We start from the raw sequence: 15,858 nt of genomic DNA, 5'->3' as shown, positions 1-15,858 counted from the left end.
AATGATAATCATTATCAAATAGAATGAGATTAACACAGTATTAAGGTAAGTAAGATACGGTCTGCTTAAGGGACCGGATTATAGAGAATACATTTCATTTGGACCCTGGGAGGATAAAAGTCATGGCTAAAGTGCTAGTGGCATATGCCAGCTTGACTGGCAATACGGAGGAAATCGCTGAATTGATCGTGGAAGGAATACGCGCGGCAGGTGGAGAGGCTGTACTGAAATCGGTCATGGACTGCAATGCGGATGAGATAAAAGCGTATGAGGCTGTAATGCTGGGTGCGTACACATGGGGAGACGGCGAGCTGCCGGATGAATTCCTGGATTTCTATGAAGAGCTGGATGAGCTGGATCTCAGCGCCTGTAAGGCGGCGGCCTTCGGAAGCGGAGACACCGGGTATGCGATCTACTGCGGAGCAGTGGATCAGATTGAAGAGAAGCTGAAGGAGCGCGGGGCCGAGATTGTGCAGCCCAGCCTGAAGATTGAATACGGTCCGAATGCAGCGGAGAAAGAGGCTTGCCGCACTTACGGGCGCCAGTTCATCGAGATCTGCGCGGCGGTCTCTTAAGGATGGGCGCGGCGGCAGGAGACTTCACAGGAACGAAGCCGGATGCTGAAGCTGGCCGGTACAGACGTCTGAACGATTACCGCATGGAGCACATCATGCTGGGCGGGGCCGAGGCGGCCGGCAGCGGAGCTCCCGCTACCGGACTTCCCCGCTGGAGACAGCAGGTTCAATATGCAGTCGGACATACGCTTAATGACTACTACAGTCTGCGGCCCGAGGTGCGCCGGGAGACGCCTGTCCAGTTTTTGCTGGAGCGCCGCTGGCCGCCTAAGGGCAATGCATTTCCTTCCCTGATGCATTACTGGGATGTCAAGCAGGCAGTGGCTGATGAGCTGATGCGGATTGTCGCAGGCAGTTACACTGGAGAGATTCCGGTGATGCGGTTCGAACAGTGGCATGTTCCTGTCCGGGAGCTTGAGATTGAGCTGGCGGTGATTTTTCAGCTGGCCTGGAATTCGAAGCTTACGGGACGCAGTCTGAATATCCAGAAATTCATGGTACATGCTGACCCGCAGGTGATTACCGGATTTCTGCATATGGCGAATGTATTCTGCCATAAGGCTTACGGGAAGCCGGCGGAGACGATCGCCATCTACTCGCTGCTGGATGGCCGCAGGCAGCTGTATGACGGGGCAGGCATGCCCCTGCAGGAATCGCTGGATTATGTGCGCCTGCTGTCTGTCTTCCTGGAACGGGAGGAACAGGCAGCAGGCTGCGTGAAATGCAGCAACCGCCGCAGCGACCGAGATGAAGCCCAGGTGCGGGGCTACGGACTGATGTAGAAGCAGACGATGAGTTAAGAGACTACGTCAAAAAAGCATCTCCCCCAAGGCAATTGACCATGAGGGGATGCTTTTTGGGTTGTTTAGGAATTGTATGCGAAAAACAGCATACATTGTGCTGGTGCGCAGGCATATGGGCTAAATGTATGCTTCTTGAAATACTCGTTGCCAGGCTAGCCGTTCAAAGGATAGGTGTAATAATCCTGCTGGCTCTGAACGACAAATCCGCAGCTCTCATAGAGCCGCAGTGCATTCGGGTTATCCAGCGCAACCTCCAGATTCACTCCGTTATAATTCCGCTGCTCCCGCTCAATGGTCTGCTGCAGGGCACTCCGGCCGATGCCGAGACCGCGCAGCTTCTTGTCTACCACAAATCCGTAGATCCAGGTTTCGTTGTCCTCGGACCACAGACGCATTTTCCCGGCGGGCTGGCCGCTGAGCTCAATGATGATATGCTCCTGGGAGCCTTCCTGTTCGTGCTGCACATACATTTCTGCGGCATCCTCTTCGGTCATCTGGAACCCGTCGCAGTCGAAGGCGATGAGTAGAGGCGTCTCCTCCGGACGTGCAGGCCGGAGCATGACATTGCCTGAGGCCGAGCTGGCCTCTGAGGCTCTAACCTTGCTGCCCTTACCATCCCATTTCATCTGAAACTCCGAATGGCTGAAGGCAAGCGGCAAGGTCTTCAGATAGGCATTGCCTGAAGCCGAAGCCGCAGGTGTGTTCAGCAGCAGCGTCTTCACTTTTTCCTGCCGGATGATGGTCTCTGCCTGCTTCCAGAGGGCGCTGAAGATCCCCCGGCGGCGGTAGCCCGGCCGGACCATGCCGCATACCTCCAGATCACCACTGATACCGTACAGGCCGATGAATCCGGTCAGCACATCCTTTTCATAGGTCACCAGGTATTGCGCACCGCCTGCTTCTCCTGGATGCCGGAGCATGTCCCAGTTCAGCTTCAAGGCAATGCCCTCATATTGCTCGCAGCGCTGCTGCAGCTCTTCAATCTGTTTCAGTGTATCTGTATTCGTCAAACGTTCTTCCTCCTATTTGAGCACATCCTTGTATTCCGCGTGCTTCTCGAATTGATGGGCCGCATACGGGCACACTGGTACAATCTTGACACTCTGCTCACGGGCCAGCTCAACGACCGCCCGCACGAGCTTCTCTCCAGCCCCCTGGCCGCGCAGATCTTCGGAGACAAAGGTATGGTCAATCACCAGATTCCCTGTGTTCTCTTCGGTTCTGTATGTAATCTCAGCCAGGTCTTTTCCGTCACCAGCGATATAGAAACGTCCTTCTCCCTTTGCAATCTGTTCCATGTATCTTCACTCCATTCGGATATAGTGTTTTTATTTTACTACCCCGCCCGGCAAAAAGCGAGAAAGCGAAAGAAGGATAAGGGAATAATATGATATGATTATGGCATTAACGCTGTAATGACAAGAAGTTGCATCAGGGGGTATAGACATGGATTACAAGGCAGAGGTTCATTTTCACCCGGTATATGAATTAATAAGCAGTATACATACGTACATCTGCAAGAAGGGGAGTAAAAAGATAGATCTCGGCATGTCCTGGGCGGCGGAGGTGTCAGGCCGTTTGAGCCCGGAGCTGCTGGAAGTATTAGAGGAGACGGAGCTGGATAATGATTGGAAGCTGTTTAATCTGCTGATCCATCTGTGTCCTGACAAAAAGAGTGTGAGCAGTGTGCTGGATTGGCTGGAAGGCCTGCCCGTTGGGGAGATGTACGAGACTCTTGGAGGTTATGTAAGTAATTTCCCCGTACAAATGGAGCTATACCGCAGCCGCATGGTCTTCCTGCTGTCGGAGTGGAACCGGCAATACTTCAGCAGCTGCAATCCGGGGATCATGGACAAGCTGCAGCAGCATGCTGAGGATCAGAGGGGGATGCTCACAGGCAGCCCGGTTGCAGAATTTGTGAACAAGACAACGAACGGATTCTTTTTCTTGCCGGGCGGCGGTCTGCGCAGGCTGGTGCTGATTCCGCAGTTCCACTTTCAGCCGATTAATATCCTGTATAACTTCGGTGACCTGACGATCTGTCATTATGCCGCAAGAATCCAGGTGCCGGAAGAAGAGATTTCACCTGTCATGCACCGGACACTACGCAGTCTGGGCGAGAAGAGCCGGCTCCGAATTCTCAAATCGCTGGGCGGTGAGCGCAAATCGTTCACGGAGATTGCCAGGCAGGCAGGTCTGTCCAAAGGAATTGTTCATGATCACATTACAAGTCTGCGGAGTGCTGGTCTGCTGAATGCTTATATCGAGGGCGAGAACGTCATTGCGTACAGTCTGCGGATGGAGGGCATTCAGCAGATGAATGAGCAGCTGTCAGAGTATCTGAAATAACAGCGGACAGCTTATATTCTCAGTTTTGCTTTAGCGTCAAACCAGAAGTCAAAGTCTTCTCAACTAAGGAGAAGATTTTGGCTTTTTTTGCTGTGATTCACTAATTCAATTCTTCTTCTGGAGAATTATTTTTAAGTTCTCTATTTACAGAACAGACTTTACTTTCTATAATGTGAACTATCGGTCTTTATTCATACTTAGTGGGTAGGAATTATTAGAATTTATAAATTGTGAGAAAAGAGATGATGTTATGAGAAAAAGTACGTTTGTGTTGTCCTCCTTATTCCTGACAGCTTCGCTGTTGCTGTCCGCCTGCTCCGATAACAGTAGCCCGGAAGCAGCATCCACAGCCACTCCTGCCAGCTCTGCTCCGGGTGCTTCAACCAACTCAGCAGCCACTTCGTCCCCAGAGGTGGTGCCTGCCGGTGCGCTTAATGAGCCTTTTACTGCAACCGACCTTACGAAGCTGCCGGCAGCCGCGCAGAAACGCACCGATACCATCATCGTAGGCCTTACCGATCCCAGCGGTGCCTTCACGCCTTACTTCCAGGAGAGCGGTTATGACGGTAATGTCTCTTCGCTGCTCTATGCATCGCTGGTGACGGTGGATGACAAAGGGGTGCCAACGCCAGAGCTGGCCGAGAGCTGGGAGGTATCGGACGATCAGCTTACATATACGTTCCACCTGCGCAAAGATCTGAAGTTCAGCGACGGCTCGCCGCTCACGGCGGAGGATGTGGCATTCACCTGGACTCTCCAGTATGACAAAGCCTATGACGGCGGTTCTTCGCTTCCCTCACTGAAGGTGAAGGGCGGGGAGGCTTACAAGGCCGGAACGGCCAAGACGGTGGAAGGCATCCGGATTATTGATCCGCAGACCCTTTCCGTTACGCTGGAGCAGCCCAATGCCACGGCGCTGGTGACTCTGGGCTCCAATGTGCTGTCCAAGGCCTATTATGGCAAGGACTACAAATTCGGCCAGCTTGAATACATCAAGAAGCTTCATGAGAAACCGCTGGGCGACGGCCCTTATACGCTGGAGAAGTTCATTCCCGGACAAGAGGTCCGGCTGATTGCCAACCCGAATTACTTCAAGGGCAAGCCTAAGACAGAACATTTTATCTACAAAACCACCTCAGGGGATGCCTGGCAGTTCCTTGAGACGGGTGAGGTGGACTATGCCTCTTTTCCTGCAACAGAAGAAAATATCACGAAGCTGAAAGAGCTCGGTTATGTCAATATTCTCCCGTATACCCCAAGCACTTATGGCTATATGCAGGTTAACCTGAAGCATGAGCAGCTCAAGGATAAGCGGGTCAGACAGGCGATTGTCTATGGGCTGGACCGGCAGAGCATCTATGTGGACGCAGCCGAAGGCGCGGGGGCAATAGCCAACATTCCTGCTTCGCCGATCTCCTGGTCCTATACTGAGGAAGGCATTAATCCTTACAAATATGATCCTGAGCAGGCGAAGAAGCTGCTGGATGAAGCCGGCTGGACGGTAGGGGCAGGGGGCATCCGCGAGAAGGACGGCAAGCCGCTCAGCATCCATTATCTGGCCAGCAAGAGCAAGAGCTCAGACATCTTCATCGCGGTCGCCAAAGAGAACTTCGCGGCGCTCGGCATCGACTTCCAGCCGGAGATCTTCGCCGACTTCAACTCGCTGGTCTCAAAGACAGAGAGCGGGGACTATGATCTCGTCTCCTTCTCTACCAGCATGCTGACCGATCCGGCGGATGGCTTCATGCAGTTCTTCGACGGTGAGATCACGGACTATGACAACCCGAAGTTTACTGAGCTGTACAACAAAGCGCTGGCTACCACGGATATTGAACAGCGCAAAGCAGTCTATAAAGAGCTGTATCAGCTATTCAACGACGAGCTGCCAGTCATTTTTACCAATTACAAAAAAACGGTATACGCCTATAACGGCCGCATTGAGAATCTCTCGGTCAGCCCGTTCATCGGTCTTGCCGGCAGTCTGCCGAACTGGACTCTGAAATAACGAATGATTCATCTCCTGTCTGCGTCACAAGGCGGGGGCAGGCAGGGGGATGAATCCTAAGGAGCCATACATGAGCACTTATCTGACTAAAAGAATGCTGTATATGCTGATCATCCTTTTTGCCGCCTCGCTGCTGATCTTCTGCCTCTATGCCCTTACACCGGGGGACTTCATTACCGGGAACATCAAGCTGACGGCAGAACGCAAAGCGGAGCTGCGGGAGATCTACGGCCTGAACAAGCCGGTACTGGAACGCTACTGGACCTGGATGAGCAATGCCTTCCACGGGGATTTCGGATATTCACTTGCCCAGCAGAAGCCGGTGCTTCAGCTGTTTGGTGATTATATCTGGAATTCTTTTTTGCTGGCCGCTGTTTCCACGTTCCTCACCTGGCTTATCGCAGTAATAATCGGTGTCATCTCTGCCTATAAGCAATATTCCTGGTTCGACACGCTGGTGATGATTGCGATCTTCGCTGCTATGTCCTTGCCGTCCTTCTTCATCGGCCTGTTCCTGATCAAGATTATGGCTGTGGATCTGAAGTGGCTGCCGCCGGGCGGGATGACGTCTACGGGCAGCACCGCGGCAGGCTTCGCCTACTTCAAGGAAGTCGTGCAGCATATGACGCTGCCGGTCATTGTGATGACGCTGCTTGGACTGGGTTCATTAACCCGCTACTTCCGCAGCAATATGATTGATGTACTCAAGCAGGACTATATCCGGACGGCCCGTGCAAAAGGGTTGAAGGAGCGGAAGGTGCTGTTCTCCCATGCGCTGCGCAATGCGCTTTTACCGGCAATTACGCTGGTTGGCTTCGAGCTGCCTGCCCTGTTCGGAGGCTCGATTATTATCGAGCAGATCTTCAACTGGCCGGGGATCGGCCAATTGTATATGAAGTCCTTCGGGTTAAGGGATTATCCGCTGCTGATGGGCTTCACCATGTTTTTGGCTATTTTGACCGTCATCGGCACCCTGCTATCGGATATTCTGTACCGGGTGGCTGATCCGCGTGTCCGGTTATAGGAGGGGAGTTCTCATGGCAACTGATATCAGAGTAAAAGAAATAGAGGGAATCCGCCCCGGACTGCGCAAATCGTCCCTAATGCGGCAATCCTTGCGGAGGCTTATGCACAATAAGCTGGCCGTTGCCGGGTTCGCGGTGGTTGTCTTTATGTTTGTGTTATGCTTCATCGGTCCGTTCTTCTCGCCCTATACCGATAACAAAATCAACATGGCATTCATGAATAAACCCCCGAGCCTGAAGCACTGGCTGGGCACGGATGCGCTGGGCCGGGATATTCTGACCCGGGTGATGCAGGCCGGACGCATATCCCTCACCGTAGGTCTTGCTTCCATGCTGCTGTCAGTATTTCTCGGGTCGCTGCTGGGTGCCATTGCCGGTTATTACGGGGGGCTGCTGGATCAGATCATTATGCGGATTGCCGATCTGCTGATGACCATTCCCGGTCTGCCGCTGCTCTTCATCTTCGGTGCATTGCTCTCGGAGTGGAAGATTCCGACGGATTACCGGATGTATATCGTTATGCTGATGCTGAGTATTGTGAACTGGCCGGGGCTGGCAAGAATGGTGCGGGGACAAATGCTAAGCCTGCGGGAACGCGAATTCATGCAGGCGGCTGTGGTGCTGGGGCTGCGCGACCGCAGGAAGCTGCTGCACCATCTGCTGCCTAATATTGTTCCGCTGCTGATCGTTATGGCTACGCTGAATATCGGCGGTGCCATTCTCAGTGAATCCGTCCTAAGCTTTTTCGGCTTGGGGGTCATGCCTCCTACTCCGACCTGGGGCAATATGATTGACGCGGCGAACAACATTCTTGATTTCCAGAACCGGCCATGGCTGTGGATTCCGCCGGGACTGTCGATTTTTGCCACGGTGATTGCGATTAATATCTTTGGTGACGGCCTCAGAGACGTCCTTGATCCTAAACAGAAGAGGTAGGTGGCCATATCAATGGAGCCTGTAATGAATATAGACGGTCTAAGCACCGAATTCTTCACGGAAGAAGGCACCGTAAGGGCGGTGGATAACGTCAGCTTCAAGATCGGGAGAGGTGAAACGGTCTGCATTGTCGGCGAATCCGGCTGCGGGAAAAGTGTCACGGCCATGTCGGTTATGGGGCTGGTGGAGGAGCCTGGCGGCAGAGTTACCGGGGGCCGTATCGGTTTCCAGGGAGAGGATCTGCTGCGGCTGGACAAAAATTCTCTGCGCAGCATCCGCGGCCATGAGATTGCGATGATCTTTCAGGAGCCGATGTCCTCGCTTAATCCGGTCATGAAGATTGGCGAGCAGATTATGGAGCCGCTGTCTGTACATCTCAAGATGAACAAGAAGCAAGCACGGAGCCGTGCAATTGAACTGATCACCCAGGTCGGGATATCCCGTCCGGAACAGATTATGGGCAGCTACCCCCATGAGCTGAGCGGCGGCATGCTTCAGCGGATTATGATTGCCATAGCGGTCTCCTGCAGCCCCAAGCTGCTGATTGCCGATGAGCCAACCACAGCTCTGGATGTGACGATTCAGGCGCAGATTCTGGACTTGCTGCGCGGCCTTAAGGAAGATTCCGGGATGTCGATCCTGCTGATTACGCATGACTTAGGGGTTGTGGCCGAGATGGCGGATTATGTCATCGTGATGTACTCCGGGCAGATTGTTGAAGAGGGCGGGGTGGTGGAGCTGTTCCAGAACCCGCAGCATCCATATACACGGGGGCTGCTGAAGTCGAAGCCTGTGATGGGCCAGCGTCTGGAAGAGCTCTATTCCATTCCCGGGCAGGTACCAAGTCCGCTTGAGCTTGCACCCTCCTGTTATTTTCATGACCGGTGCGGGCATTGTATGCCGGTCTGCCGTACCCGGCAGCCGCTGCTGAAGGAGACCGGGAACGGGCAGAAGGTCTCCTGCTGGCTGTATGAGGAGGCGGAATTATATGTCTGAAGCGCTGCTGGAAGTGAAGCATCTGAAGAAGTATTTTCCGGTGAAGCAAGGCCTGCTTGGCCGCACGGCGGGACATGTTAAGGCTGTAGACGATGTCAGCATCACACTCCGTCCGGGCGAGACCTTCGGCCTTGTCGGGGAATCCGGCAGCGGCAAGAGCACCGTAGGGCGGACCATTCTGCGCTTGACGGACAAAACCGACGGAGAGGTCCGGTTCAAGGGCACTGACATTCACAGCCTGTCTGCTGCGGAGATGCGGCTGATCCGGCCGCAGATGCAGCTTATTTTCCAGGACCCGTACAGTGCCCTTAATCCCCGGATCAGGATCGGCGACGCCATAGGCGAAGCGCTGCTGGACCATGGGTTATGTACGAAGGCAGAGGTCAGAAGCCTGGTGCTGGAGGCGCTGGAGGCCTGCGGGCTATCCTCGTATCATATCGACCGCTTTCCGCATGAATTCTCCGGCGGCCAGCGCCAGCGGATCGGGATTGCCCGGGCGCTGATCCTGAATCCGGACCTGATTGTCGCAGATGAGCCGGTGTCGGCCTTGGATGTGTCGATCCAGGCGCAGATTATTAACTTGTTCAGCAGACTGCAGCAGAGCAAAGGGCTGGCGTATTTATTCATCTCCCATGATCTTAGCGTAGTGGAGCATTTATGCACCTCGATAGGTGTAATGTACCTAGGATCAATTGTGGAGACTGCCACAAGGGATGAGTTGTTCCTGCATCCGCTGCACCCTTATACGAAGGCGCTCTTGTCCGCTGTTCCGGTGCCGGTTCCCCGGCTGAAGCGGGAACGCATCGTGCTGACAGGGGATATTCCAAGCCCGGCGAATCCGCCGTCCGGTTGTAAATTTCATACGCGCTGCCCATTCGCCTTGGAGGTCTGCAGAGCTGAGATTCCGCTGTTGCGTGACGCTGGCGCGGGGCATTTGGTGGCCTGTCATTTAGCGTAATCATTTATAAATATGGATTGGATTTGAATTTTACCCTATTTTGACTTGTTCTTTTCCCGGTGCTATACTGATTCCATAGCGGGCAAATATGGTTAATAAGAGACTGATTAGACATAAGAGCTAATTGGTCTTGTTTTTTAATGCAGCTATGCTGACACTACTTGGCGTACGCCGCCCCCGGCAACTTGCCCGGCTTTCTTAACGAAGGGCGTAGCGCTCAAAAAACTATTAGGAGGAAATATCATGAATACCACAGTACGCTTGACTGAAAGATCCGGATCGAATTCATCCCAGCGCAGCAAAGGTTTTGTACCGGTTGTAGTTTACGGTGCAGGTTCAGATACCCAGTCCTTCTCAGCAGATGCCAAAACACTTAATGATATTCTCGGCAAAAATCCGCGTGCCATCCTGAAGGTGGAATTCCCGGGCTCCGGCTCGAAGAATGCGGTTATTCAGGAAGTGCAGCGCCAGCCGTTATCCCGTACGCTGCTTCATGTAGACTTGCAGCAGATTGACATGAAGGCTGATCTGGATACCAAGGTAGCCTTCCACTTCACAGGTGATCCTATCGGCGTCAAGAGCGGCGGCGTGCAGCAGGTGGAGCTGTATGAGCTGGATATCCGGACCTTGCCGGACAAGCTGGAAGCAAACCTCGAAGTAGATATCAGCGGCCTCGATATCGGTGATCAATTGCTGGTGTCCGATCTGCCTAAGCATGAAGGCTGGGAGATCCTTACCCCTGAAGATACGCTGATCGTGCGGATCTCGCCTCCGCTCGTGATGGAGGAGCCGGCTGATGAAGCTGCTGCCGCACCAGCTGAGGAAGCAGCCGAAGCTGAGAAGTCTGAAGAATAAGACTTTTCTGGCTGTAGCCATCGCATCTCTATATGCAGAGAACTCCGCAGACAGCCTGAGATAACGGCTGTATATGGAGAGTCATAATCTTTGATCAACCAGGAGCAGACATATCCTTAGCAGGGAATGGTCTGCTCCTTTTTGCGGAAGCGGAATCTGGTACATCCTGGTATTACATATGAGAGTAGGAGAGTGCATTCATGAATCCTAATATAATCAAGCTGGTAAGCGGCTCCAATGCGAAGCTGGACGAGGCTTCCACCCAGGCAACCGTGAAGATATCCTGCAGCAGTTCTCCGGCGATTCTGGATATCAGCTGCTTCATGGTGGGCGGGAACGGGAAGGTTCCGTCCGATGATTTCTTTATCTTTTATAATCAGCCAGCTGATCCTAAGCACACGGTCGTATTCAATCCTATCGATAAATACAGCGGGGAATTCGCCATTGATCTGCGTGCGCTTAGCGCCTCGGGCATTGATAAATGCGTCTTCGCGGCTACGCTGGACGGTCCCGGAACCTTCGCCGATGTCAGAGGCTGCAGAATCAGCGCGGCGGGGAAGGGTACGGAGCTGGTATATGAAATTATGGACGGTAACGCCGAGACCTCGCTCGTGCTGGCAGAGCTGTACCGCCATGGCGGGGGCTTCAAGCTTCGCGCGGTTGGACGGGGCTTTCATGGCGGACTTAAGCCGCTGGCGGAAGCGCACGGGGTCGAGGTGGAAGACGAAGCGCCGGAGCACGGCAGCGGAGCAGAGGCTCAACCGGTGTCAGGCCATACGGAAGCAGCGGCTGCATACAGCGGACCTCCTAAGGAAGCAGTCCAGGAGGAGGCTCCCCGGCCTGCCCTGAATTTGACGAAGATTGATCTCCTGAAGCAGCAGGTCGGAATTTCACTGCGCAAGAAGAATCTTGACCAGGAGAAGGCAAGGGTGGCCGTGGTGTTCGATGCATCTGGCTCCATGGCGCAATTATATGCGAAGGGAGTCGTGCAGCGGGCTTTTGAACGGGTGCTGGCTGTGGCTGCCAAGATGGATGATGACGGAATGCTGGATGTCTGGTTCTTCGCCACTAAGAGTAAGAGAATGCCAAGCGTGAATGAACACGGATATGAGGATTATGTGAAGCGGACCTATCCGGGACCGAAGATGTTCGGGGGACTGGGCATCGGGAACAATGAGCCGGTGGTTATGGCGGATCTGATCAAGAAATATACGAAGGAGGAGCCGGGCGACCTGCCGGTATATGTGGTCTTCTTCAGCGACGGGGGCATCTATGAGACGCCCAAAATATCGAAGCTGCTGATCCAGAGCTCGAAGCATAATATCTTCTGGCAGTTTGTGGGACTGGGCAATGCGGATTATGGCGTACTCCGTGAGCTTGACGATCTGCGGGGCCGTTATGTGGATAATGCCGATTTCTTCGCGCTGGATGATCTGGACGAGGTCAGCGATGAGGACCTGTATGACCGGCTGTTCAACGAGTACCCGAAATGGCTGCGTGAAGCCCGGCAGAAGGGCGTTGTGCGTTCATAGAATGAAGTATAGCGGGCAGATCCAAAGCCGGTAAGGGCTAGGGTCTGCTCTGTTTTTTATGAAGGAGTGGATAGGAGGAGGCGCTGTTGCACGGGAGGGGAGCGATTTAGGCAGCTTGTCAGTTTACAACGTAACAGTGTTATGTTACGATGAGCGCAAGGAGTGGTGATATGGAAGAGGATTTAATCTCCAAAAAGGAGCTGCTCGATGAGACAGGAATCTCTTACGGGCAGTTGTACCGCTGGAAGCGGAAGCAGCTGATTCCTGAGGAATGGTTCATCCGCAAATCTACCTTTACGGGACAAGAGACCTTTTTTCCGCGGGCGCGGATTTTGGGGCGGGTGCAGCATATTTTACAGAAAAAGGATGATCTCTCCCTGGATGAATTGGCGGATCAGCTGTCAGAGCCGGCATCCTCGTACAGAATCAGCTTAACTGTATCCCAGCTAAAGGAACGTAACATTGTTTCGGCGGGTAGTCTGGAGCGGTTCGGGAGACCGGAGGCCGAGGGCTTACCGCTGAGCTTCGAGCAGATTCTTAATGTATTTGCGGCAGATTGGCTGCTCAGTAAGGGGGAGCTCAGCTGGGAGGAAGCAGACCGGCTCTATCAGACGCTGGAGAGTCATGCGCCGGGGTACGGGGAGAAGGGGTGGGAGCTGTTTTTTTTGCGGAAGATGGGGGTTAGCTTCTTCATTATGGCACTGCCGGGAGCGGGGCTGGCCTTCGAAGAGGGGGTACGGCTGGTGAGCAGGCTTCGCTCTGCCGATCTGGCGGAACTACTGAATAGACGTTTGACTGAAGACGGCTTATAGAGTAAGGAACAGTAAACCACAGGAGGCTGGACCATGGAGAAGAATGAACTGCCGGATCTGGTGATGGATGGGGTCAACACAGCTGCCGGAGGCAGATATAACAAAGTTAATATCAACGGTGTCAGTAAGATGAACGGAGCGCTCCACGCACATACCTATAGCTGTGACGGCGTGATGAAGCAGAAGGGTGACCTCACGGCCGATGAGCTGGAGATGAACGGAACTCTCAATCTGAAGGGCAATCTGCAGGTTGGTGAAATGAAGCTGAATGGAGTAGTGAACGGAGAAGGCAGTCTGCGGGGAGAGCGCTGTGTAATGGACGGCATGCTGAAGCTGAAGGGCGATTGTGAGCTGGAGGAGCTGACCGGTGAAGGGGTATTCACGGTGGGGGGCCTGCTGAGTGCGGGCCGGATGGAGTTCGGGCTACAGGGTCAGTCTGAGGCAGGGGAGATTGGCGTGGAGAGCCTGGTGATCCGCAAAAAAGGTAACGCGGCCTGGGGCAGACTGCTCGGCGGAATGATCCCCAAGCTCAAAATCGGGCTGCGGGCCAAGCTCATCGAGGGAGATACGCTAGATCTGGAATACACGAGTGCAGATGTAGTGAGGGGCGGTACGGTCATTATCGGACAGGGCTGCTCGATTGGCCGGGTGGAGTATAGAACGGGACTGACTGTACATCCCGGTGCCCAGGTGGGAAAGGAGGAGAAGACCGGTGAATGAAGCGGTAGAACGCCATGATCTGAAGATACTCGGAACGTCAAGCTCTGTCGGCGGAGTTTTTAAGGATGTAAAGGTGACGGGAGAATGTACCTTTAGCGGGGATGTGGACTGCCATAAGCTTGCGCAGACCGGAGAGGTAGCGGTTGAAGGAAATCTTCGGGTACAGGATATCAAAATCACCGGGGAGTGCAAGGTGAAGGGCCGGGTAGACGCAGCCAGCCTGCGCGGACAAGGAGAGCTTACGGCAGGCGGCGGGCTGCGGATTGAGGATATCAAGCTGACCGGCGGGATCATAGTTACGGGCGATTGTGAAGCAGAGCAGGTGCAGATTACCGGAGTCCTGGAGGTCAGCGGACTATTAAATGCGGAGAGGCTCGACCTGACGTTATTCGGCCCCTGTAGGGCGGATACGGTCGGCGGCGGCAGCATCTCCATCAAGCGCAGCCGTTCCGGCGCGTTGCTTAGACCCGGGAAGAAGATGAGCTTCGCGGCCCGGCTGATCGAAGGAGATCGGATCGAGCTTCAGCATACGCAGGCGCAGACCGTCCGGGGCGGAAGCGTTGTGATCGGGCCCGGCTGCGAGATTGAGACGGTGGAGTACCGGGAGTTGCTGGAGGTGCACAAGAGCTCAACGGTAAGGAATGCGGTGAAAATGTAGCGTTAATCCTGCCGGGCGGCCTTGAACCGCAGCACGGTTCGCAGCTTCTCCGGGCGGGCACGCCGGGCATCCGAGATATAGATTTCGCGGTGCAGGTGAGACTCCCGCAGCAGGCCCTGAGCAGAGCAGAATTGCTCCATTCTGGCGAAGCTGTGCGGTTCATCATCATAGGGGCCGATATGCAGCATTTGTACACTCAGGCCGTCTTCGATGCGGGCGAAGACGGCCTTGTCCAGCAGCGGGTGCGGCTTGCTGCGCTTGACCTGCTCCAGCACTTCTGCAGCAAGCAGAGGGGTCAGGAAATCCGGCTGCCGGATCATTATGGTGTATACCAGCTCGTTCTTATCAAGAGCGGCTAAGCGGCGTCCGGCTTCGCTGAGATCCCATACTCCTTCCAGCGGGAAGACGGTGTAGTCGTAGTAGCCTTCGGGTGCGGGGCCTTTTTTCGGCAGCATTTTGACTGTGTAGGATAAGGAATACAGCACAGCGACTGCTTCTGCGAATGCGCTGCCGTTGGGATTACCTTCACCCTGCAGGGTGAAATACGGGAAGGCGGGTACCTGAATCAGCCCCGGTTCGGCAGGGGGGAGGTATAGGGCTTTGTCTTGTTTTCTCCATTCGAATTTCATATAGGTCACCTCAGTTCATAGGATTGTGCTGCATTCAGCATAGCATGCGAACCGGACAGATGTATGTCAGGTTGGAGGCTGGAGGGGCAGTAGTACATAGAAAGTATTTATTCGAGGAGGGTTTATGTTGAGCGGAACGATGGAATGCGTGGTTGCTGCGAAGGCGGCACTCGGAGAAGGTCCCCATTGGGATCACAGGAAGGGCAGATTGTATTGGATGGATGTTGACAGCAATGAATTACATCTCTATGACCCTGGCAAGGGGACGGATGATATTCATTCCTTTGAGCGAAAGGTAAGTGCAGCCGTACCGGCGGAGCGCGGCGGCTGGATTCTGACGATGGAGGACGGGATCTACAGATATATGGAGCATCAGCCTGTGGAGCTGTTGGCAGCGGTGGAGACCGGAATTCCCGGTAACCGGCTGAATGATGCCAAATGCGACAGCCGTGGACGCTTGTGGTTCGGCTCGATGAACAGAAGGTTTACGGGAAGAGAGGGCAGCCTGTATGTAATGGAATCCGCCGGTGAGGTCCGGCAGGTGTTGACTGGGATCGGCATCTCCAACGGCTTGGCCTGGAACGACAGCTTGGGGGTCATGTATTATATTGACACGTTGACCAAGGGGATCGATATAATGGATTATTCGCTGGCAGACGGCTCGGTCAGCGGGCGCCGGACAGTCATCCGGTTGGCGGAAGGCGAAGGCTGGCCGGATGGCATGACGATCGACTGTGAAGGCATGCTCTGGGTCGCCCACTGGCGCGGAGGCTGTATCTCGCGGTGGAATCCCGATACAGGCGAGCAGCTGGAGAAAATCGAGGTTCCGTCGCATTATGTAACCTCCTGTGCCTTCGGCGGCGGGAATTTGGATGAACTGTACATCACTACGGCACGCGGATACATGAGTGCAGAAGAGCAGGAACGCTGGCCGCAGGCGGGCGGACTGTTCCGGTTCAAGCCGGGAGTGAGGGGCCGGGAGGCTAATCGGGCGGCTTTTTAGGG

General features: G+C 54.3%; 17 protein-coding genes. 14 read left to right on the top strand and 3 right to left on the bottom strand.

Annotated features, from left to right (window positions below):
- The first annotated feature begins 122 nt into the window (after positions 1–122).
- Positions 123–575, top strand: coding sequence for a flavodoxin (locus NST26_RS20265; RefSeq protein WP_036732971.1), 453 nt, complete (start codon positions 123–125; stop codon positions 573–575).
- Positions 524–1,357 carry a hypothetical protein gene (locus NST26_RS20260; RefSeq protein WP_340979697.1) on the top strand — a complete coding sequence of 278 codons (834 nt, stop codon included), beginning with the start codon at positions 524–526 and terminating at the stop codon, positions 1,355–1,357. The genes NST26_RS20265 and NST26_RS20260 overlap by 52 nt, the downstream gene beginning before the upstream one ends.
- 173 nt (positions 1,358–1,530) lie before the next feature.
- Here NST26_RS20260 and NST26_RS20255 read toward each other — a convergent pair whose 3' ends face one another.
- Both NST26_RS20255 and NST26_RS20250 read right to left on the bottom strand, forming a co-directional pair.
- Positions 1,531–2,388 (bottom strand): GNAT family N-acetyltransferase, encoded by an 858-nt coding sequence (locus NST26_RS20255; RefSeq protein WP_340979696.1) that lies wholly within the window; start codon positions 2,386–2,388, stop codon positions 1,531–1,533.
- Between the two features lie 12 nt (positions 2,389–2,400).
- The gene (locus tag NST26_RS20250) at positions 2,401–2,676 is read right to left on the bottom strand and encodes a GNAT family N-acetyltransferase (RefSeq protein WP_340979694.1); all 276 of its coding nucleotides are present in this window, start codon (positions 2,674–2,676) and stop codon (positions 2,401–2,403) included.
- Positions 2,677–2,824: 148 nt separating this feature from the next.
- Here NST26_RS20250 and NST26_RS20245 point away from each other — a divergent pair, with 148 nt between their 5' ends.
- The 11 genes from NST26_RS20245 to NST26_RS20195 all read left to right on the top strand — a co-directional run bounded on the left by NST26_RS20245 (position 2,825) and on the right by NST26_RS20195 (position 14,224).
- Positions 2,825–3,727, top strand: a complete 903-nt coding sequence (locus tag NST26_RS20245; protein ID WP_340979693.1) for an ArsR/SmtB family transcription factor — start codon at positions 2,825–2,827, stop codon at positions 3,725–3,727.
- A gap of 250 nt (positions 3,728–3,977) precedes the next feature.
- A complete protein-coding gene (locus NST26_RS20240; RefSeq protein WP_340979691.1) occupies positions 3,978–5,732 on the top strand; it encodes an ABC transporter substrate-binding protein in 1,755 nt (584 codons plus the stop codon).
- 70 nt (positions 5,733–5,802) lie between these two features.
- Entirely contained in the window at positions 5,803–6,756 is a 954-nt protein-coding gene (locus tag NST26_RS20235; RefSeq protein WP_340979690.1) for an ABC transporter permease, read from the top strand.
- Between the two features lie 13 nt (positions 6,757–6,769).
- Entirely contained in the window at positions 6,770–7,693 is a 924-nt protein-coding gene (gene opp4C / locus NST26_RS20230) for an oligopeptide ABC transporter permease (RefSeq protein ID WP_339310317.1), read from the top strand.
- Between the two features lie 12 nt (positions 7,694–7,705).
- Positions 7,706–8,689 carry an ABC transporter ATP-binding protein gene (locus NST26_RS20225; RefSeq protein WP_340979689.1) on the top strand — a complete coding sequence of 328 codons (984 nt, stop codon included), beginning with the start codon at positions 7,706–7,708 and terminating at the stop codon, positions 8,687–8,689.
- On the top strand, positions 8,682–9,647 hold the full coding sequence (locus NST26_RS20220; protein WP_339310313.1) for an ABC transporter ATP-binding protein: 966 nt from the start codon (positions 8,682–8,684) through the stop codon (positions 9,645–9,647). The genes NST26_RS20225 and NST26_RS20220 overlap by 8 nt, the downstream gene beginning before the upstream one ends.
- Before the next feature lie 243 nt (positions 9,648–9,890).
- The gene (locus tag NST26_RS20215) at positions 9,891–10,502 is read left to right on the top strand and encodes a 50S ribosomal protein L25 (RefSeq protein ID WP_036732979.1); all 612 of its coding nucleotides are present in this window, start codon (positions 9,891–9,893) and stop codon (positions 10,500–10,502) included.
- A 200-nt stretch (positions 10,503–10,702) separates the two neighbouring features.
- Positions 10,703–12,034, top strand: a complete 1,332-nt coding sequence (locus tag NST26_RS20210) for a vWA domain-containing protein (RefSeq protein WP_036732982.1) — start codon at positions 10,703–10,705, stop codon at positions 12,032–12,034.
- A gap of 170 nt (positions 12,035–12,204) precedes the next feature.
- Positions 12,205–12,846, top strand: a complete 642-nt coding sequence (locus tag NST26_RS20205) for a DUF4004 family protein (protein ID WP_339249233.1) — start codon at positions 12,205–12,207, stop codon at positions 12,844–12,846.
- 33 nt (positions 12,847–12,879) lie between these two features.
- Positions 12,880–13,566, top strand: coding sequence for a hypothetical protein (locus NST26_RS20200; protein ID WP_036732988.1), 687 nt, complete (start codon positions 12,880–12,882; stop codon positions 13,564–13,566).
- Positions 13,559–14,224 carry a hypothetical protein gene (locus NST26_RS20195; protein ID WP_036732991.1) on the top strand — a complete coding sequence of 222 codons (666 nt, stop codon included), beginning with the start codon at positions 13,559–13,561 and terminating at the stop codon, positions 14,222–14,224. The genes NST26_RS20200 and NST26_RS20195 overlap by 8 nt, the downstream gene beginning before the upstream one ends.
- A gap of 2 nt (positions 14,225–14,226) precedes the next feature.
- Here NST26_RS20195 and NST26_RS20190 read toward each other — a convergent pair whose 3' ends face one another.
- Positions 14,227–14,853, bottom strand: a complete 627-nt coding sequence (locus tag NST26_RS20190) for a GyrI-like domain-containing protein (protein WP_339257533.1) — start codon at positions 14,851–14,853, stop codon at positions 14,227–14,229.
- A 124-nt stretch (positions 14,854–14,977) separates the two neighbouring features.
- Between NST26_RS20190 and NST26_RS20185 the strand changes: the two genes are divergently transcribed.
- Complete coding sequence (locus NST26_RS20185) at positions 14,978–15,856, top strand: SMP-30/gluconolactonase/LRE family protein (RefSeq protein WP_339249232.1); 879 nt, start codon at positions 14,978–14,980, stop codon at positions 15,854–15,856.
- The last annotated feature ends 2 nt before the right edge of the window (positions 15,857–15,858 follow it).

This window comes from Paenibacillus sp. FSL R7-0128, from assembly GCF_038002245.1.
Classification (GTDB): domain Bacteria; phylum Bacillota; class Bacilli; order Paenibacillales; family Paenibacillaceae; genus Paenibacillus_AQ; species Paenibacillus_AQ silagei.
The sequence above is the reverse complement of the archived record's forward strand: the minus strand, read 5'-3'. Positions and strand labels throughout refer to the sequence as shown.